Genomic DNA, 19,974 nt, shown 5'->3' on the forward strand with positions numbered 1-19,974 from the left:
AAAACGTTTTTTATCGTCCCTGAATGCAAGATCACGTGTATGGAAAACTGTGGCTTATCTCCTCATCAAAATATATCAAAAATGAAATCAGATCAACCGTTAACTGCCAATCCACCGTCAGTTACAGATATTATTGCACCACCCATGTTCCTGGTCATTATTTTATCACTGGGTACTTTCATCATCTTTTTCCAGGGATTTATGGTCGCGCCGATTTTACCCAAATTGGCCATGTTGTTTCACGTATCCGTTCGTCACGTAAGTTTTATTGAGCCTGCCTATTTATTGGGATATGGCTTTGTTACCCTGGTTTACGCGCCCTTATCAGATAAATATGGCCGCTTTCCAATCATCCTGTTTTCATTAACCTGTTTTATCGTGTTAACCGCGTGCACGGGCTTTTGCCATTCCATCGCGCAGATGATCATACTTCGCTTATTAACGGGTTTAGGCGCCGGTGGTGTGGCACCAATTACCATTGGATGGATAGGTGATAATTTCCCCTATGCCAAACGGGGGCACGCTTTGGGGATTCTCTTCGGATTTATGGCCGGGGGAATGGCTTTTGGCTCCAGTGCGGGAGCGCTGCTAACCGCCCGCTTAGGCTGGCAGATGATGTTTTGGGTAGCAGCAACGGTAGGCGCTTGTATATTATTGGTGTTGATAGCTAACGCTAAACATTTTTTACAGAGAAACACTAAACATGCCGGCGGCTTCCGGATGATGTACCAGTCTACAAAAGAAATATTTTGTTTACCGCGGGGCTGGCGAACTTACCTGTTTGTGCTGTTTAATGGCATGTTTCACAGCGGGGTTTTCGCCTGGACTGGTTATTTCTTTTACAAAAATTATAACCTTCATGAACGGGAGATCGGCCTGGCTTTATTAGGATACGGAATACCCGGCTTGTTATTCGGGCCGATGCTTGGCAAGCTTGCCGATAAATTTGGACGCAATAAAATTATCCCGATAGGAATTTTAGTGGGTGCCTTGTCTGCAATAACACTGAGTATAAATTATTCACTGGCCATATCCTGTATAGCTATCGCCACTTTATCCTTAGGGTTTGATCTAACCCAGCCTTTATATGCGGCTATCATTACAACTCTTTCACCCAAAAAAGGTGCAGCCACCGGTTTGTTCGCCTTCTTCCTTTTCATGGGTTATGGCTTTGGAAGCCTGATTTTTAGCCTGATCGTAAATATAGGGCTAAACCAAACTTTCCGGTTATTCGGCATAGTTGCTATAGTTGTGGCCGGTATCGCTGTAAGCAATTTTAAAAATGAAAAATAAACAAACAAAACTTAAGCGATCAGCTGGGGATGGCTATTACTTCATCTTCTGCCGCTATAAAAAGAACAGCTATATTTGAATTGCAAATCCGGCTTATGAACATAATTGGAATTGCACCTTTGAATGCCATAATGAATAAAAAAGCTCAGACAACCGCTACGCTTAATTTAAGGGGAATACGGCTTCTTGCCATATCCGGCAGCCTGCGTTCCGGCTCATCCAACCATCATATCCTGAAATACCTGGGTACGCAGGTTCCAACTGATATCAATTACATCATATACGATGAGCTGGCGCTGATACCGCCCTTTGACCCTGGTTTGGATAATGATACACCTCCGGATGCTGTAGCGCGTTTACGCGGACTTCTGGCCAATGCCGATGGCGTGATCATTTGCACCCCGGAATACGCATTTGGTGTGCCCGGTCAGCTTAAAAACATGCTGGATTGGCTGGTATCCAGCAGTTCGCTGGTTGAAAAGCCGGTAGCCCTCATCACCGCCTCCCTGGGCGGCGAACATGCACATGCCTCGCTCCTGCTTACGTTAGGGGCGTTAAACAGCCATGTTGTTGATGGTGCTACGCTGGTTATTTCCTTTATCCGTTCTAAAATGGATGCCAATGGCCAAGTCATTCATCAGGAGACCGAAAAAAGCTTAAATATATTGATACATAATTTTTTAACTTTAATAACAAATTCATCTCAATAAATTTATCCCCCATGAAAAAGACCATTTTGTTATTCCTTGCACTGGCGGTTGGCTTAAGCAGCCACGCGCAAAACGCTAATCCATCTGCCGATGTGGTATTGAAACAAGCTTATACGCAGGCCGCCAAAGAGCATAAAAAGGTAATGCTGATATTTCATGCCTCGTGGTGTGGCTGGTGCAAAAAAATGGAAGCTTCGCTGAACGACCCATCCTGCAAACAAATGATCGATAACAACTATGTGATAGCTACATTAGACGTACTGGAACAACCCGCCAAGAAAAACCTGGAAAATCCCGGATCTACAGAAGCGCTAACAAAATTTCATGGTGAAAAATCCGGCTTACCATTTTGGTTGATCCTTGATGAAAAAGGAAAAGTTTTGGGCGATAGCCAGGTGCGGACAAAAGGGGCTTCACTGGATACTTACGGCGATAATGTGGGCTGCCCCGCCAGCGAAAGCGAAGTAGCCTATTTTGTTCAGCTGTTAAAATCAACCTCCAAATTAACTGATGCTGAATTGGCCGTTATAGGCAAACGTTTTGCGCTTAATCAACCTGCTCCGGCTGCAAAGCCAGCAGGTACAAATTAGTAACTGGTAATCTTAACTGGCATTTGACAGTGCCCCGGAAATTTCGTATATGAATATCATTAGCCGCCCGGCTCTCTCTGAATAAAAGAGAGCCGGGCTGTTTAGTAAATAACAAAAACCAGCCGAAACCCCACGGATTTTTATTTCATTATTTTATCAAATATTTAATACTTTTTAAAGTTTTCAAAACCCGTCAAAAATTTGTTAAAAAGTGTTAAAATGGCGTTAAAATTTAGTTAAAATGGGCAAAACGGGCACCTTTTTGACCCGTTTTTGGGTTGAAATTTGTTAAAATCCAAGGTTTAAAAAGTTCCTTGGTGCAAAATTTCAATAATTTAAGGCATCATATCTTAAAAATCTCACTGCCAATTTGACAATATCCCGTTCTTTGGAACAGGCATTGATAGTTCACCTCTGGAAATCATATTAAATCAATCATACAAAAATATTATGCAAGAAAAAGGCAGCATTTCGATTCACACCGAGAACATTTTTCCGATCATTAAAAAATTCCTGTACTCTGATAATGAGATATTTCTGCGCGAGTTGGTATCCAACGCGGTAGATGCTACCCAAAAGATCAAACGCCTGGCCTCCCTGGGCCAATACAACGGCGAACTGGGTGATCTGCGTGTTGAAGTGGCTTTTGATAAGGATAAGAAAACGATCACTATATCTGATAACGGCCTGGGTATGACCGCCGAAGAGATCAAGAAATACATCAACCAGATCGCATTTTCAGGCGCTACTGAGTTTATGGAGAAATTTAAAGAGGCCAAGGATGCCAATGAGATCATCGGTCGTTTTGGTTTAGGTTTCTACTCAGCTTTCATGGTTGCGGATAAGGTTGAAATTCAAACACTTTCATACCAGGATGGTGCCGAACCTGCTTACTGGGTTTGCGATGGCAGCACCGAGTTTGAGATTGGCGAAGGTGTACTGGAAGAACGCGGTACCGAAATTACGCTGTACATCAACAGCGAATCTGAAGAGTTTTTAAGCGAGCACAAGCTTCAGGAAATACTGGATAAATACTGTAAATTTTTACCTGTACCTATTAAATTTGGCACCAAAACTGATCGTGAAGATGATGGTGTTGATGAAGAAGGCAAACCAAAATACATTGAGGTTCAACATGATAACATCATCAATGAAACCAATCCTATCTGGACAAAAGCACCGTCAGAATTAAAAGATGAGGATTACCTTAACTTCTACAAAACGCTTTACCCATTTAGCGAAGACCCGCTGTTCTGGATCCACCTCAATGTAGATTATCCTTTTAATCTGACCGGCGTATTGTATTTTCCTAAACTGAAAAATGATTTTGAAGTACAAAAAAACAAAATCAAATTATTCAGTCGCCAGGTATTTATTACCGATGAAGTAAAAGACATTGTGCCTGAGTTCCTGATGCTGCTGCATGGTGTTATCGATTCGCCTGATATCCCGTTGAACGTATCCCGCAGCTTTTTACAAGCCGATAGCAACGTTAAAAAGATCAACAGCTATATCACTAAGAAAGTAGCTGATAAATTGTCAGAACTATTTAAAGCCGATCGTAAAGCATATGAAGAAAAATGGGCAGATATTGGCTTGTTCGTAAAATACGGTATGGTTAGCGAAGACAAATTCTATGATAAAGCCAAAGATTTTGTTTTGGTAACCAATACTAAAAACGAAAACTTCACCTTACCAGAATATAAAGATAAGGTTGAAGCTGTTCAAACCGACAAGGATAGTCAGCTGGTTTATATTTACACCAATGACCCTGCTAAACAGGATGCTTTTATCCAATCTGCTGGTAAAAAAGGTTACGATGTACTGGTGATGAACTCTCCTATCGATAATCACTTCATTAGTCAATTAGAGCAAAAACTGGAAAAAACGTCACTCAAACGTGTTGATGCTGATGTTGCGGATAAGCTGATCAAAAAAGACGATGCGCCGGAAACTGTATTGACCGAAGAACAATCAACTAAAGTAAAAGACATCTTTAACAAAGCCATTAACAAACCAGCATATAATGTTCAAATAGAAAGCCTTAATCCAGACGAATTGCCTGTAACCGTTACGATGGATGAGTTTATGCGCAGGATGAAAGATATGGCAGCCATGGGTGGCGGTATGAGCTTTTATGGTAACATGCCCGATAATTATAAAGTAATTGTAAACGGAAACCATAAACTGATCGGCCGTATACTACAGGAAGAGAATGAAGAAGTTAGGGCCCAATTGTCAAAACAGGCATTTGACCTGGCTCTGCTTTCACAAGGATTATTGACAGGTGCTGAGCTTACCGAATTTGTTAACCGTAGCGTTAATTTGATATAGTTTCGAGATAATTAAAAATAAAAAGCCACCCGTTTTGTACGGGTGGCTTTTTATTTTTAATTATTTTTTAGATTTGATTTAAACAGTTATCAATCAATTAATAAAACGCGTTAAAATGTCAAAATTTAATCCCCAGTTTGATGAGTATATCGCAAAATCTGCCGATTTTGCCAGGCCGATCATGACGTATTTACGGCAGATAATTCACGAAACATGTCCTGAGGTTGAGGAAATCATTAAATGGGGGAATCCACATTTTGATTACAAGGGCGATATGATGTGCATACTCGCTGGTTATAAGCACCATTGTTCTTTCAGCCTTTATAAAGCGGAGTTGATGAGTGATAAAAGAATAATAGAGAGCGTAAAGGCAGGCCAAAAGATGGGATATATGGATAAGATAAAATCTTTATCAGACCTGCCAGCCAAGGAAGCATTGGTAGCTTATATCAAAGAAGCTATGGTTTTAAATGAAAATGGTGTAAAAAAAGCGAAACCTGTATCTGAAAAACCAAAAGTAATTGAAGTGCCTGATTATTTTAATAAAGTACTTATAGCTAATCCATTGGTAAAAGAAATTTTTGAAAATAAATCTCCCTCTTTTCGCAAGGACTATTTAGTTTGGATAACAGATGCAAAAACTGAAGCCACAAGACAAAAAAGAATAGAACAGTCCTTAGAATGGATAGCCGAAGGAAAAGGCAGGTTTTGGCAGTATGAAAAGTAAGTCCGATCGATAAAAAACAAGGTCATCAAATTTGCAAGCCATCCACAGAAACGGGTGGTTTTGTTATTTAAATAATGCTTAACTTTAATAGTAATTAAACCTAAGTATCACTTTATTGTCTAACGAATAAATACTTAACTATGAAACTATTAAAGAATATATCAGTGTTGCTTTTATTGACTTTTATCGGTATAAATATAGCTAATGCTCAAAGTACCAGTAAAGACAAAAAGGCCGCTCGTGCTTTGGCCATAAAAACCCTGGTGGAGGCTCAAAACTATGTATTTAAGGCCAATTACGTAATGCCTATGCGGGGCATAAGCAGATCATTAACCTCTGATTATGATCTAACCGTATCTAAAGATACCATATCCGCATTCTTACCATACTTTGGCAGAGCCTATACTGCTCCATACAACGCTACAGAAGGTGGTATTAAATTTACCAATACCCATTTTACTTACACCTCAAAACCAGGTAAAAAAGGTGGCTGGGCCGTTGTTATAAAGCCAACAGGTAAGGACAAAAATATCAGCGACTGGCGCGACGTGCAAACCTTAAGACTTGACATTTCTTCCGATGGTTATGCTTCATTGCAAGTTACCAGCAGTAACCGCGATCCGATCTCTTTTAATGGCACTATAGAAAAACGGGGAAAGTAGCAAAAAGCGGAAACTAAAAATGCTCAAAGCATTCCTTTGTGCTAATATACAGAGAGTTAGTTAAATATAACATATAATCAGAAGCTTAAGGTTTAAAATCTTAAGCTCTTTGCTTTCTCAGCTTTCCAGTAGGCCTGCATTATCCTTAAGCATTACGCCGGATGATTTCCGTTTGAAAGCCTCATTAATGAGGTAGAATATTTTTTTTGTTGCCTTTGCATAGGATAAACCGCCAGGTCTGATATTAGATACACAATTACGTGTTTCATCTGTAAGACCGGGTTTAGGGCTGTATGTGAGATAAACGCCAAGGCTGTCTGCCGAACTAAGCCCTGGCCGCTCGCCTATCAATACCATGGATAGTTTTGCATTTAATCCATGACCAATATCATCACCAATGGCAACACGCCCCTGTTCAACCAGGCTAATGGGAGCCAACTTAAAACCTGCCGCTGTTAGCTGTGGTATGAGTATTTGCAATAACCCCAGGGAATTTTGATTAACAGCAGTTGCCGATAAGCCGTCCGCTATAATAATAGCGATATCTGTTTCGCTATGATATTCCTTAAGCAGCTGAATGGATTCATCGTTTAACCTTCGCCCCATATCTGGCCTTTGCAGATATTGTTCCCGGTAACTCACCTTACTTTGCAAGTGTAAAACTGGCAAAGTAAACAATTTAAGTAAATCCGTTAAACTACTGATATCTAATTCAGAATATACAGCATCGCGTGCATGAGCGTGAGCCAGTTTAAACTCTAAGAACTGTTTTAAAGGAATACTGGTACCCACCCTGCCGATAGCTATCCTTGCCGTGGTAAACTCTTTCAGTGCCCTTAATGAATGTATCTCCTGAGGGACATTCCTTTTCATGTTATTTAATCATAGCTTTCAATAAACCGTGTGATTGATTTGCCGGCAGCATATTTCCCCCACTATCTACTATCCCCTGTTTAATGAGCCATTTTTCAAACTCAGGCGTAGGTTTTAAATCAAGTACTTTACGCAAATAAAGCGCATCATGGAACGAAGTTGACTGGTAATTAAGCATAATATCATCAGCCCCAGGTATACCCATGATAAAATTACACCCTGCTACACCCAATAAGGTAAGCAGATTATCCATATCATCCTGATCGGCCTGGGTGTGATTGGTATAGCAAACATCAACGCCCATAGGCAAACCGAGCAATTTACCACAAAAATGATCTTCCAAAGCAGCACGGATAATTTGCTTGCCATCATATAAATATTCGGGCCCGATAAACCCAACAACGGTATTGACCAGCAATGGCTTAAATTTTCGAGCAAGTGCATACGCCCTTACTTCACAGGTTTGCTGATCTACCCCCAAATTGGCATTGGCAGATAGTGCACTACCCTGTCCTGTTTCAAAATACATCACGTTCTGACCTATGGTTCCTCGATTTAAGGATAGGGTGGCCTGGTATGCTTCCTCAATTATATTCAGGTTAATACCGAAACTGCTATTGGCTTGCTCTGTTCCGGCTATCGACTGAAAACAGAGATCAACAGGAGCGCCCTGGTTAATTAGTTCTAAAGTGGTAGTGATATGACTTAACACACAACTTTGTGTAGGTATCTCAAACTGATAGCGAATATTATCCATCAGTTTAAGCAGGTTATTTACCGCTGTAGGGCTATCCGTAGCCGGATTGATACCTATACAGGCATCACCACTGCAATGCAGTAAACCATCAATAATGCTGGCAGCTACACCTTTTGGATCATCGATTGGGTGATTAGGTTGTAAACGAGTACTAAAGTGCCCTTTTAAGCCGATAGTATTCCGGAAAAGAGTGATTACTTCGCACTTCTTTCCAACAGCTATCAGATCCTGATTACCCATTAGCTTGGATACCGCCGCGGCCATTTCGGGCGTAATACCAGCAGCTACACGAGTTAAGGTGGCGGTATCGGTTTCATCGCTCAACAACCAGTCGCGCAACTCTCCCACTGTTAAATGACTTATAAAGCTAAAACTTGTAATATCATGACTATCAATAATCAATCTGGTTATTTCATCCTGCTCGTAAGGTATCACTGCCTCGTTGAGAAAGGTTTTCAAAGACACATCAGCCAGCGTTATTTGAGCTGCCACGCGTTCCTCATAGCTTTCGGCAGTTACACCGGCCAGTTCATCGCCAGACCGGTAAGGCGATGCCTTTCCCAGCAAAGTTTTCAGATCCGGAAACTTATAAACCTTGTTGCGTATAGTGTGCCTGTAAGCGCTCATTAGTTCAATTGTTCATTGGTGTTTCTACCCCGCTTCTGTAAATTCAGGTGCGGCCATCATTTCATCGGTTAGCGCTATTTTATGTTTTCCTATCCATATAAAAATCGCGATCACTACAATCAAGCTTCCAAAGAATATACCGCTCACCTGTAAATTAAACCAAATGATGGCGAAAAGGCATACGGTTGATATAATCAGAGCCGTTGCCGGAAACACCGGGTAAAACGGCGAGGCAAATGGTCGCTCAAGATTTGGTTCTTTTTTACGCAGGATAAAAAGGCTCAGCATGCTCATCAAATACATCACAATTGCCCCAAGTACCGAAAGTACGATGATCTGCGCTGTAGTGCCGCTATAAATAGCTATAAAGCTCACTACCCCACCAGCCATAAGTGCCCAGTGAGGTGTTTTGAACCGGTGGTTGATGCCAGCCAGCCCCCGTGGCAAATAACCACTGCGAGCCATAGCAAATACCTGCCTTGACGATGCCAGAATAGTTCCATGCAGCGATGCGATCAATCCAAACAGACCAATACTGGCAAATATTTTAGTGATACCATTTGCTTTACCTAAAACAATCCCTATAGCTTCTGGTAGCGGGTAATCCAGGTTGCTGAGTTTACGCCAATCAGCTATACCTCCGGTTAATATCATAACCCCCAGAGCTAATGCAACCAAAGTAGCCAGTGCTGATATATAACCCCTTGGGATGTTTTTCTTAGGTTCCTTAACTTCTTCGGCAACCATGGCTACACCCTCAATAGCCAGGTAAAACCAAACCGCGAAAGGCAATGCAGCGAATACCCCGGCCCAACCAAAAGGCATCGGATTGCTCAGGTAATTGTCCATTTTAAAATGAGGCGATACGACACCCATATATAGCAATAGTTCGGCTACAGCTAATAAGGTAATGAATACCGAAAATGTGGCTGATTCCTTTACCCCCGATATGTTTAGTACGATAAACGCCGCATTAAATAACATAGCCGACTGCATAACGGGTATAGCCGGGTATAAAAAGTGTAGATAGCTTCCCAATGAAATAGCTATAGCTGGCGACGCCAATAAAAAATCGATCAATGTGGCGTAACCGGCAACAAGGCCACCAATAGGTCCCATGGCCCTATACGCATAAGCAAACGCACCGCCTGCATGTGGAATGGAAGTGGTAAGCTCTGTATAGCTAAAAATGAAGGTGATATACATTACCGTGATCAACAAAGTAGCTATCAGAAATCCAATAGTTCCCGATACGGCCCAGCCCAGGTTCCAGCCAAAATACTCACCGGATATCACCAGCCCCACAGCTATTGCCCACAGGTGAACAGGTTTTAATACTCGTTTTAACTGCTCTGCCGAGGATGCTGCCATATGATTTATTTAATGCGGCTTTAAGATACTTAAAGCCGCTGTTAAATCAAAATGACAGTATATTATGGAATTGTTAAGGGCAATATTTCATTGAAATCATTGAGTCATTAAGTCATTTATATTTATTCAATGACTTAATGACGCGAAGTAAATGACTTAATGATATTTAAACCTTCAAAGTATTCTTCAAATACCCAATACTGCTTGTTATACTGGCCAGTGGATCTTTGGGCATATCGTGCTCTACAAAAAAATGTTTCATACCGGCCGATGCCGCAGCGGCGAAAATGGGTTTAAAATTAATGGTGCCACTACCTACCGGTAATATGGTTTCACGTTTAGCATCCAGATCTTTTACATGCCACAGCGGGAAGCGGCCAGGGTGTTGTTTAAACATTTCAACCGGATTTTTACCGCCTTTGATAGCCCAGGCCAGATCGAGCTCCATTTTTACATTTTTGGCGTCGGTTTCGCTAAGGAGGAGATCATAAGGCACTTTTCCATCAACCGGGTGAAACTCCATATCGTGATTATGATAGGCGAATTGTATACCTACTTTTTTAGCGGCCTCCCCTGTTTTGTTCAGTACATCTATAGTCGATTTGATCTCATCCAACGTAGCTGTAGGCGAATTGGCGCAAACCAGGTATTTAACCCCTCCTTCGGCAGCCTCATCAACCAGTTGCTGCATATTTTCGCGCAAGTTTTTCATGGGTGGTATCACCAGCGGCTTGCCATCGGCCCCTACAGGCATTTTGGCTCCGGGAGGAAGTTTAAATGGGGCCCCAAGCACGTGGTGCGACGTCCAGGCCATACCCAGGTCGTTAACCATAGTTTTGAACTCTTTTGGATTCATACCATAATAGCCGCCCTTTTTGCTAAAAGCCGATTCCAGCTCCTTATAGCCTAAACCCGCTATTTTGGTTAGCGTTCCTTTTACATCTTCATCAATAACTCCAAAAAATGTGAATAGTTGTAAGCCAACCGCGTGTTCGCCTTTTACATTATGGAATAATGAACCTGCTTTGCTGGATAAAGCCACGGCACTAAGAGCCAGTGCACCAGCGCTTTGGATAAACTTTCGCCTGTTGTAATTCATACTGATAATTTTTAGTTTTTATAAGTGGTACAGTAAAACTAAATAATTTTTGTATCGATCAAAATTTTATTGTGTCTTTTTTACACAATAAAATTTTGGTGAATGTTTTTTCCCAGATTTTTCCAATAAATTGACAGTAAAACAGGGGTGTTTTTCGATGCTTTGTCTGGGTCAAAAACTTTTTAAACCTTGAATTTTAACACTTTTTAACAAATTTCGGAGCAAAAGGAATTGTTTTTTGATCGTTTAATTAAGCTTCGCGGCCATTTTAACACTTTTTAACAAATTATTGAGGTGTTTTGAAAGGTTTAAAAAGTATTAATTATCTAATTAATAAATAACTAAATACCAAACAATCGTTTTTAGGTTTATTTTCTCTTTAACTAAAACAGCCCGGATCTCTTACAAAAAGAGATCCGGGCTGCTATCGATATAAAGGTACAGAAAAACCGTCAGACTATCAATATATAGCGTTAGATATACAGGCAATTGGCAATCAGTCCTGTCCAGCCGGTTTGGTGGGCTGCGCCGGCTCCACGACCGTTGTCACCATCAAAATATTCGTAAAAGAGGATGTAATCTTTAAAGTTCGGATCGGTTTGCATTTTGTGGTATTGGCCAAATACGGGGCGGTTGCCGTTTTCATCACGCAGGAAGAGATTTGATACGCGACGATAAAGCTCATTGGCTACTTCCTTGAGATTTACATAATTGCCGGAGCCGGTTGGGCACTCTACCTTAAAATCGTCACCATAATACTCGTAAAAACGATGTAGGCTATCGATGATGAGGTAATTGATAGGTATCCAGATGGGGCCACGCCAGTTGCTGTTGCCGCCAAACAGGCCGCTGTCACTCTCGGCAGGTATATAGCCTATGCCAAAGTCGACACCGTTTACGGCCACATGGAAAGGTTTGTCCTGGTGATATTTGGAGAGGGAGCGGATACCATAATCGCTCAGGAACTCCTTTTCATCCAGCATGTATTTCAGGATCGATTTCATCCGGAACCCCCGCAGTAAACTGATGAGATGTTTACCATTTGGACCTTTCTCGTTCCAGCGCGAAACCAGCGAAGCCAGGTCAGGCCGGTTTTCGGCAAACCATTTCATCCGGTCGCGGAATATGGGGCTATCGCTGATATCACTTTCATTCAACACCTCAGTTGCAAATAAGGGGATCAACCCTACTATACTGCGTACCCTCATTTTAATCGAGCCATCATCCGGGAAGCTAATCTGATCATAGAAAAAGCCATCCTCATCATCCCAAAGCCCTTCATTGTTTTCGCCCAGGTTTGACATTGCCCCTACAATATAAATAAAGTGCTCAAAAAACTTAGAGGCAATATCCGCATAGGCATTATCATCAGCGGCCAATTCTGTAGCTATGCGCAGTAAATTCAACGAATACATGGCCATCCAACTGGTTCCATCAGCCTGTTCCAGGTGCTGACCCGAAGGCAGAGGCATATTCCGGTCAAAAACGCCAATATTATCCAAACCTAAAAAACCACCTTCAAACACATTATTACCCGATGCATCCTTACGGTTTACCCACCAGGTAAAGTTGAGCATTAGCTTGTGAAATATTCTTTCCAGAAAGTAAGTATCACCTTTGCCGTTATTGGCTTCCTTATCGGTTTTGTAAATGCTCCAGGCCACCATAGCATGTACCGGAGGGTTGCCATCGCCAAAATCCCATTCATAGGCCGGTAATTGCCCGTTGGGATGCATGTACCAGTCGCGGGTAAGCAGGATAAGCTGATTTTTAGCAAAGGCCATATCAATGCGGGCCAAGGCAAGGCAATGGAAAGCGAGGTCCCAGGCTGCAAACCAGGGGTACTCCCATTTATCGGGCATGGATACAATATCGCGGGTATTCAGGTGCATCCATTTGCTGTTGCGGGCGGTTTTGCGCTGCTCGGGCGGAGCGGGTTGCGCCGGGTCGCCGCGCAGCCAATGGCGGATATCGCAATAGTAAAACTGTTTGTTCCACATCATACCGCCAAAGGCTTGTCGTTGAATCAAACTCCTGTCAGTATCATTTTTATTGCTGTATATGTCGTTATAAAACTGGTCGGCCTCGGTAAGGCGGGTTTTAAATATCTGGTCAAAATCTTCAAAACTATAGTTAGCATCGGGCGATAAACGCAGTCGTATAGTAATACTTTGTTTTGCGGCTACAGTAATATCATAGTTAATAGCAGCCTTTGTACCTGTATTTTTAGGATTGATAGTATCCGAACCATGTACAATATGATCATTGATGCCATCCTTGGGATATTTGATGCCGTTATCATAATTGTAAAGCCGGCGGGTATTGGTCTCGTTTTCGCAAAATAACAGCTCAGGCGAGCCTTCGGTGTGCAGCCATAGCTGATCAAGGTCCTTGTGCGATACCTCTATCCTGCCTGCTCCATTGGCCGTCAAACGGGGTTTATAGTCATTATAACCCCAGGCCCAGGTATTGCGAAACCAAATGGTAGGCATGATATTCAACGCGGCGTCCTGATCACCGCGGTTGTGAACGGATATTTTGATCAGGATATCGTCCTGAGCGCTTTTGGCATATTCGGTAAATACATCAAAGTAAGCGTCGTTGTCAAATATCCCGGTGTCGATGATCTCAAATTCAGGGTCTTTACGTGTACGGCGTTTGTTTTCGGCTACCAGCCATTCATACGGAAAAACCTGCTGCGGATATTTGTACAGCGCTTTCATGTAGGAATGCGTGGGAGTACTGTCCAGGTAATAATAGATCTCCTTTACATCCTCGCCATGATTGCCCTCGGGGTTACTCAGACCGAAATAACGTTCTTTAATGATGGGGTCTTTTTTATTCCAAAGCGCTATGGCAAAGCAGAGGTTTTGCTGTCTGTCGCAAATACCGGCTATTCCTTCTTCGCCCCAACGATAGGTTTTGCTGCGGGCCATGTCATGTGTTATAAAGCTCCAGGCATCGCCATTGGCGCTATAATCTTCGCGTACTGTACCCCACTGACGGTCGCTTACGTACGGGCCCCATTTTTTCCAGGTAGTATCTTTTAACCTTGATTGTTCTGCATTCATGATAGATGATAATGCTTTTTTGAAGCAAGTGTTTGCAAATTAGGCTTAATTAAGGAAAGATAATAGGATGGAATGGTTTGTTTTACACGAGGATGAGGAAGCCTCACCTAAATGGCGAAGCTCTCATGTAATAATCCTCTCCTTTGGAGAGAACTTTACATAGCACATTTTACTCCCTCTCCTTTGGAGAGGGCTGGGGTGAGGCTTTACAGCCATGCTGTTATCAGGATGATAATTTGACTCACCCGCCCGTTGCCTCGCTCTTTCCCCCTCTCTTCGGCTTCGCCGGAAAGAGGGGGAAAGAATTTTTGTCATGCTGAACGGAGTGAAGCATCTATTATTCAATATGCAAATTGGCAAACAGATCCTTCGCTGCGCTCAGGATGACAAATTCTATTATTTTATTCAGCCCAGGCTTTCCTTAAAAACCTCAGCCAGTTGCCGTGCATCATGTTTTCGATATCCAGGTCGGTATAGCCACGTTTTTTGAGCATTGCGGGTACTTTTTGCAAATCGGCAATGGTTTCCAGGTCATACGGGCATTGCTCGCGACCGAAAGCACCATCAAGGTCGGAGCCCATGCCGATGTGCAGCGCATTGCCGGCTATCTGGCAGATGTGATCGATATGATCAACCATTACTTCCAGGTTGCAGTTCATACCTTTAGGGGTCGACTGTCCCCTCACCCAGTTGGGTACCATCATCCAGGCATCCAGCGCGGCACCAATAACCGCGCCACGATCAATAAGGGCTTTGATCATCTCATCGCTGTACTGGCGATTGTGGTTCACCAGCGCGCGGCAATTGTTATGACTGGCCCAAACATGGCCGTTAAAATGATCAAGGGCTTCCCAAAAACTATCATCGCATAAATGGGTGGCATCCAGGATAACGTTGAGGCGTTCCATTTCTTTCAGTAGCTCATGTCCTTTCGGCCCCATATAGCCTGTAGCATCGGTTCCTTGAGCGTAACGACCGGGGCCGTAATGCGCAGGACCTACGGCACGTAATCCGTAATTATAAGCACGCTCCAGGTGATGTACAGTAACGAAAGAATCGGCGCCTTCCAGACTTAAAATATAACCCACGGGTTTGTTTGCTGTCGATTGGCCATCGTTCCAAAGCGCGAAGTGTTTCTCCAGCGATGGCAGATCGGTTATCTGCACCATTTCGCCGGCATCTTCCATGGCTTTGTACCAGGCTACCTGGCCCTGGGTTTGCGCCCATGCCTGCTCTGGCGAATGCCAGCCCGGCAACGGGTTGTCTGGCGCTACATAACGCCCTATCTGCGTAGCTACTACCAGGCCAATATTGCCTTTACGCAGCTCGGGCAAGGTAACCACAGCTTTGGCACGATCAGGCTTATCAGTGAGGCCTTGTTCACGTTGATTAACTTCGGCCAGCGGACGGGTAAGGTCGCGGTTCCACTCAAGCGCGTTCATGCTCAGGTCTAAATGGGCATCAATTATAAACATATCAGATAGTTATTTTTCTGTCGCGCGCAGCATTTAGCCATTCGCCTTTAAGTGCATTATTTTCAATAGTATATACTCGCTCATATAAAGCAACAGTTGGGCATATATGATGCGGTATACCGTACAATACATCACCTATATGATAAGTGTGACCTTCGCCTGCCTCTACCACCAAATGCTCTTCGCTTTGGCCTATAGGTACCAGTTCGGGCGCATTTAAAAAATAGATCCGTTTGCTTAATTCATTCTCGGCTGATACAGATTTATGGCCAACATCCAGGCAAAGTTTGGTGGCTCCCGGCAGGGATATTACCCTGGAAATAACCAGCGCAGCGGGTAAAAAACCTTGTTCGGCCATGCCCAGCTGATAGCCTTTATCCCAATAAACAAAAGTACCGGGACTGCATTCTACCACTCCTCTTTTGGCGTGAATGGGGAAGGTAGGCGATCCACCGGCTACAATCACAGGTTCGGCATAACCACGCTTTTTGATATCTTCCTGCAATTTTAAAACAGGCTCAAAGCTGGTATTGCAACGCTCGGCACGGGTAGCCAGATCGGCATCATGGATATGACCATCATAAGCGTGCAAGCCTACAGGGTTTAATCCCGGTAATACGGCACAATCCATGTATAATTGCAACGCCTCAAAACCGGCTTTGATACCGGTACGGTTCATACCAACGTTAATATCGAGATAAACATCTACACGCAGCTTGTATTTTTCGGCTACTTGCGATATTTCGCTCGCGGCAGCGGCATTATCAACCAGGCAAGAGAATTTGGTAGCCGGGTAAGCATGCACCAGCTTAATGAAACGGTAAAGCTTTGGCCCAACCGGCTGATAGGCCAGCAACACATCGGGCGCTTTGCATATAGCCAATAATTCGGCCTCGGCAATGGTAGCGCATTTGAACTTGCGGATGCCGGCTTCGAGCAGCAACTGGGTAACCTCTTTATTCTTGTATGTTTTTACGTGCGGACGTAACCTGGCCGCATCATCGATCATGGTTTTAAGCAGATCGATATTGGCCTTTACCCTCTCCGGGTAAACTACCAAAGCCGGGGTATCCAGCTTTTCTATATCGTCAATGGTATACCAGTTTTGAGTCATGGGTGGAGAGTTGGTTAGTGGTGAGGAGTGAATGGTAAGTTTTTTGTCTGAACCCTAATTTTTCACCTTTTGTCTATTTTTCATTGGTGTTCAAGAAGGCTTCGCCGTTTTTGGGATTTAAGGATTACCACGATTAATTATTTAATACCTGAATCTTTATTGTGATTTCCACTCACTATTCACCACTCACTATTCACTAAAATAATTCAAACAGGGCCTCGATCTCAACCGGGATATTGTCTGGTAACGACCCCATGCCTACTGCGCTGCGTACGCCTATGCCATTTTCTTCGCCCCATATTTTGGCAAAAAGCTCACTGGCGCCATTGATAATAAAAGGGTGTTTTTCAAACTCGGGGGTACAATTTACCATACCCAATACCTTGATCACTCTTTTAATTTTGTTGAAACTGCCAATGTTGGCCTTAATGGTAGCCAGCATGGTTAAACCAACCTGCTGAGCGGCCAGCTTACCATCTTCCTGCGAAACGGTATCGCCAATACGACCGATGATGAGGGAAGCATCGTCCTGCACCGGGCCGTGGCCCGATAGGTAAAGATATTTTCCATCAACTAAACATGGTTTATAAACGCCAAGTGGCTTTGGTGCGGGCGGCAGGTTTAAACCCAACGCCGCGAAGTTTTCTTCGGGAGTGTTCATAGCGGTAAAATTATAAAGTTTAAGCAATAATTAACAACAAAAAAGCCGGGGATCTTATCCTCGGCTTTGATTAATTAACTGTATGGTATTCCGTTTAAATTTAATTCCATTGTAAATTATTGGTCTTTCTCAGGGGAAAGGCTGGAAAACCAGAGGGAGCCTTTTTTACCGCGAACCATAATGCCAGCAATACACCATAACTACCGCCGCGTTCTACCCATTCAAACAATTCGTAATGCGGGTAAAATAATTCGCTGCCTATTTTCCAGATAATAAATACCAGCAACAGGTTTTGAAATGGCCGGATGAGTATAGAAAGAGCCGACAATATTTCAAAACCACCAACGATCAGCGCTGTTTTGACCGGATCATGAAAACCCAGTGACTGGTATTGTTTCAGCAGTCCGGCTTTTTGTATCAGGTTAAGCCAGCCATGCCCCAATAGCAATAAAAATGCGATAACTCTTAAGCTGTTTACAACTGTTTTTAATACCGGTGACTCAATAACTACCTGATCGTTCATGCGGGCAAACCATTGCTTTAACGGCATTTTAATGCCACCCTGTACGATTAATAATGCCAACGGGGCACCAAAATTACCAGCACGTTCAATAAACTCCGCAAATGGTTCGCCGGATAAGGGACGCATAGTAGCGGTAACAAGGCCCCATATCACCAGCCAACCCGCAACGGCACGTGTAGGATAAACGAGCATGGATATGCCCAACAAAATATCTACAGAGCCTACAATCGGCATCAGGTGGTACGCCGCATCATGACCAATTCCTACCACCGCGAAATAGTTGCACCATATAGGTTTGGTGATAATACCAAATGCACCATGCCCTATAAAGCACATGGCGCAGGCCAATCTTAGTGTGAAGTAAATTTTTTGATCGGTAGTTAAACGTAACATTTATTTTGATTAAAGATTATGAGACTATGAGATTTTGGGACAAAAGAAATTGTATGGATCATTTTTTTTAATCCTTTATCCAAAAATCCTTTAGTCTCATAGTCAGAAGGTCCCAATACTCTATTTATCCGCTCCATCTGCTTTTCCTCTAAGCACGGCGTATTGACCAACTTTTGCTCCGGTTTGCAGGCCCACTTCACAATCGCTGCGATAATGTATGGCGCCGTATAACCGCGACATGGCAGCATCATGAGCCAGATCAGTAAACTTGCTACCTCTATCGGGCAGCAAATAGGTCAATACCGCCGCCGCCGCTGCGCTAAAATTGGAGTGGCCCGAGGTATATGCCGGAAAGTTAGGTATCCCGGTCAGCGTTTTAATGTTTGGATTGGCTTGAGACGGGCGCTGGTTGAAATAAAAATACTTGGTATCCCAGCATACAATAGCGGCATCCATTTCGGCCATGTTCAGCAGGGCGAAGTTGCGCGCCCAGCGTATCTCACTATAGTTCTGCTTTACAAATTCATCGGCAGCAATAGCGTTCCAATGGCCTGTAGGCGTATAGGTGCCCGCGCCATCAGCCCAAAAGGCCACCTGCTCTTCATGTGCACGTGAATGGTCTTTACTGAAGGATAATACCTCTTCCGTTTCTTTTTTAAACTCAGGTGAATTGGTTAAATAAGGGGGACCTGGTCTTAAAGCAATCACGGTAAGCGAATCAAATAAAAAGGGAGTAACTTTTGAAAACAAAGGCAGCATAGGTGGTCTTTTGGGGGTTTCGAGGCTTACCCAAAACTGCTCGCCTTTGGCAGTAGCCGTTGTTTCAAATCCTTTCCAGATATCAGGTGTGCCAATAGCTTTGCCAGCACGGTCGTTACGTGCACGGTTAGCAAATATGGCAGCCACCTGCTTACCCAATGCTTCGCCCGCGTTAAGTTCGCCGCGGGTATTGGCGCCGGCCATGATACGGTATAGTTTTTCTTCATCGGCCTTTTGTTGTATATAAGCGATCTCTGTAGGAAATAATAGCTTCATGATCTCCACAGTAGTTCCGGCAACAACAGCATCTTCGCTTGGATATGATGGCAGATCGGAAGTGGGTACCAGTGGCTTTATAGCCGAGTCGTTTTTATATGGAGCGGTACGTTTGTACACGTTTTTAAAATGCCAGGCAGCTCTTAGGGCATCGTATTGGCTCGCACTCACGTAGGCATAGGCCCTTGCCGCATATGGTGGGTTAGAGAACGGAAACTCCGGATAATTGAAAGGATTAGCCGAATTTGGCGCCGGGTAGGTACCATCCGGGTTTTGATAAGGTGGCACATTATGTTTAGCTACCAGATCGCGCAGGATCTCGTTCCACCGCAACACTGAGCCGGCGCTCCAGTATTTGATGGTCGCTTTTTGATCATCGTTAAGGCTGCGCTGCAATGCTTTGATCTCGTTAATATCGGCCACATAAGCTGGTGAAGTTAAAGCATCCGGAGCGGCAACATTCAACACACTAAAATCGGTTACCAACACCGGTTTCCAGGTATCGGCATTCAAATCGATATTGGTTGGTGCCAGCGCTGGGTAAGCTGCGGTGCGATCATTAATATCCTTTTTACATGAGCTCAAAAAAGCAACACCTGAAACAAGGACTGGGATTATATAGCGTAATGTTTTTTTCATATTGATCATCTTTAAGTATT

The 19,974-nt window shown here is 43.4% G+C and carries 16 protein-coding genes; 6 read left to right on the forward strand and 10 right to left on the reverse strand.

What is annotated here, in order from left to right; translation table 11 throughout:
* Positions 1 to 81: 81 nt before the first annotated feature.
* The 6 genes from ACTJKG_RS13390 (at position 82) to ACTJKG_RS13415 (ending at position 6,316) form a co-directional block, all read left to right on the forward strand.
* Positions 82 to 1,293, forward strand: coding sequence for an MFS transporter (locus ACTJKG_RS13390; RefSeq protein WP_440739495.1), 1,212 nt, complete (start codon positions 82 to 84; stop codon positions 1,291 to 1,293).
* Positions 1,294 to 1,424: 131 nt separating this feature from the next.
* Positions 1,425 to 2,003 carry an NADPH-dependent FMN reductase gene (locus ACTJKG_RS13395; RefSeq protein ID WP_440739496.1) on the forward strand — a complete coding sequence of 193 codons (579 nt, stop codon included), beginning with the start codon at positions 1,425 to 1,427 and terminating at the stop codon, positions 2,001 to 2,003.
* A gap of 11 nt (positions 2,004 to 2,014) precedes the next feature.
* Positions 2,015 to 2,593, forward strand: a complete 579-nt coding sequence (locus ACTJKG_RS13400) for a thioredoxin family protein (RefSeq protein ID WP_440739497.1) — start codon at positions 2,015 to 2,017, stop codon at positions 2,591 to 2,593.
* 450 nt (positions 2,594 to 3,043) lie between these two features.
* Positions 3,044 to 4,927 (forward strand): molecular chaperone HtpG, encoded by a 1,884-nt coding sequence (gene htpG / locus ACTJKG_RS13405; RefSeq protein WP_440739498.1) that lies wholly within the window; start codon positions 3,044 to 3,046, stop codon positions 4,925 to 4,927.
* A gap of 115 nt (positions 4,928 to 5,042) precedes the next feature.
* Complete coding sequence (locus ACTJKG_RS13410; RefSeq protein WP_172333591.1) at positions 5,043 to 5,654, forward strand: YdeI/OmpD-associated family protein; 612 nt, start codon at positions 5,043 to 5,045, stop codon at positions 5,652 to 5,654.
* A 140-nt stretch (positions 5,655 to 5,794) separates the two neighbouring features.
* Complete coding sequence (locus ACTJKG_RS13415) at positions 5,795 to 6,316, forward strand: DUF4251 domain-containing protein (RefSeq protein WP_172333592.1); 522 nt, start codon at positions 5,795 to 5,797, stop codon at positions 6,314 to 6,316.
* A 117-nt stretch (positions 6,317 to 6,433) separates the two neighbouring features.
* On the opposite strand, the gene eutC is transcribed toward ACTJKG_RS13415, so the two are convergent.
* From eutC to ACTJKG_RS13465, 10 genes are all read right to left on the reverse strand, one after another.
* Complete coding sequence (eutC, locus tag ACTJKG_RS13420; protein WP_440739499.1) at positions 6,434 to 7,189, reverse strand: ethanolamine ammonia-lyase subunit EutC; 756 nt, start codon at positions 7,187 to 7,189, stop codon at positions 6,434 to 6,436.
* Between the two features lies 1 nt (position 7,190).
* Positions 7,191 to 8,573: an ethanolamine ammonia-lyase subunit EutB gene (locus ACTJKG_RS13425; protein WP_440739500.1), complete on the reverse strand. Its 1,383-nt coding sequence runs from the start codon at positions 8,571 to 8,573 to the stop codon at positions 7,191 to 7,193.
* A gap of 24 nt (positions 8,574 to 8,597) precedes the next feature.
* Positions 8,598 to 9,944: an ethanolamine permease gene (gene eat, locus ACTJKG_RS13430; protein ID WP_172333595.1), complete on the reverse strand. Its 1,347-nt coding sequence runs from the start codon at positions 9,942 to 9,944 to the stop codon at positions 8,598 to 8,600.
* Positions 9,945 to 10,110: 166 nt separating this feature from the next.
* Complete coding sequence (locus tag ACTJKG_RS13435) at positions 10,111 to 11,043, reverse strand: sugar phosphate isomerase/epimerase family protein (RefSeq protein ID WP_440739501.1); 933 nt, start codon at positions 11,041 to 11,043, stop codon at positions 10,111 to 10,113.
* Between the two features lie 473 nt (positions 11,044 to 11,516).
* Complete coding sequence (locus tag ACTJKG_RS13440; RefSeq protein ID WP_172333597.1) at positions 11,517 to 14,114, reverse strand: MGH1-like glycoside hydrolase domain-containing protein; 2,598 nt, start codon at positions 14,112 to 14,114, stop codon at positions 11,517 to 11,519.
* Between the two features lie 401 nt (positions 14,115 to 14,515).
* Positions 14,516 to 15,589 carry a dipeptidase gene (locus tag ACTJKG_RS13445; protein ID WP_440739502.1) on the reverse strand — a complete coding sequence of 358 codons (1,074 nt, stop codon included), beginning with the start codon at positions 15,587 to 15,589 and terminating at the stop codon, positions 14,516 to 14,518.
* Between the two features lies 1 nt (position 15,590).
* Positions 15,591 to 16,703: a D-TA family PLP-dependent enzyme gene (locus ACTJKG_RS13450; protein WP_440739503.1), complete on the reverse strand. Its 1,113-nt coding sequence runs from the start codon at positions 16,701 to 16,703 to the stop codon at positions 15,591 to 15,593.
* Positions 16,704 to 16,899: 196 nt separating this feature from the next.
* The gene (locus ACTJKG_RS13455) at positions 16,900 to 17,364 is read right to left on the reverse strand and encodes a RidA family protein (RefSeq protein ID WP_172333599.1); all 465 of its coding nucleotides are present in this window, start codon (positions 17,362 to 17,364) and stop codon (positions 16,900 to 16,902) included.
* Positions 17,365 to 17,464: 100 nt separating this feature from the next.
* Positions 17,465 to 18,280 carry a hypothetical protein gene (locus ACTJKG_RS13460; RefSeq protein ID WP_440739504.1) on the reverse strand — a complete coding sequence of 272 codons (816 nt, stop codon included), beginning with the start codon at positions 18,278 to 18,280 and terminating at the stop codon, positions 17,465 to 17,467.
* A 120-nt stretch (positions 18,281 to 18,400) separates the two neighbouring features.
* Complete coding sequence (locus ACTJKG_RS13465; protein WP_440739505.1) at positions 18,401 to 19,954, reverse strand: phosphatase PAP2 family protein; 1,554 nt, start codon at positions 19,952 to 19,954, stop codon at positions 18,401 to 18,403.
* Positions 19,955 to 19,974 lie beyond the last annotated feature (20 nt).

The sequence above is a fragment of the Mucilaginibacter sp. 22184 genome (genome assembly GCF_052045695.1).
Taxonomy (GTDB): Bacteria; Bacteroidota; Bacteroidia; order Sphingobacteriales; family Sphingobacteriaceae; genus Mucilaginibacter.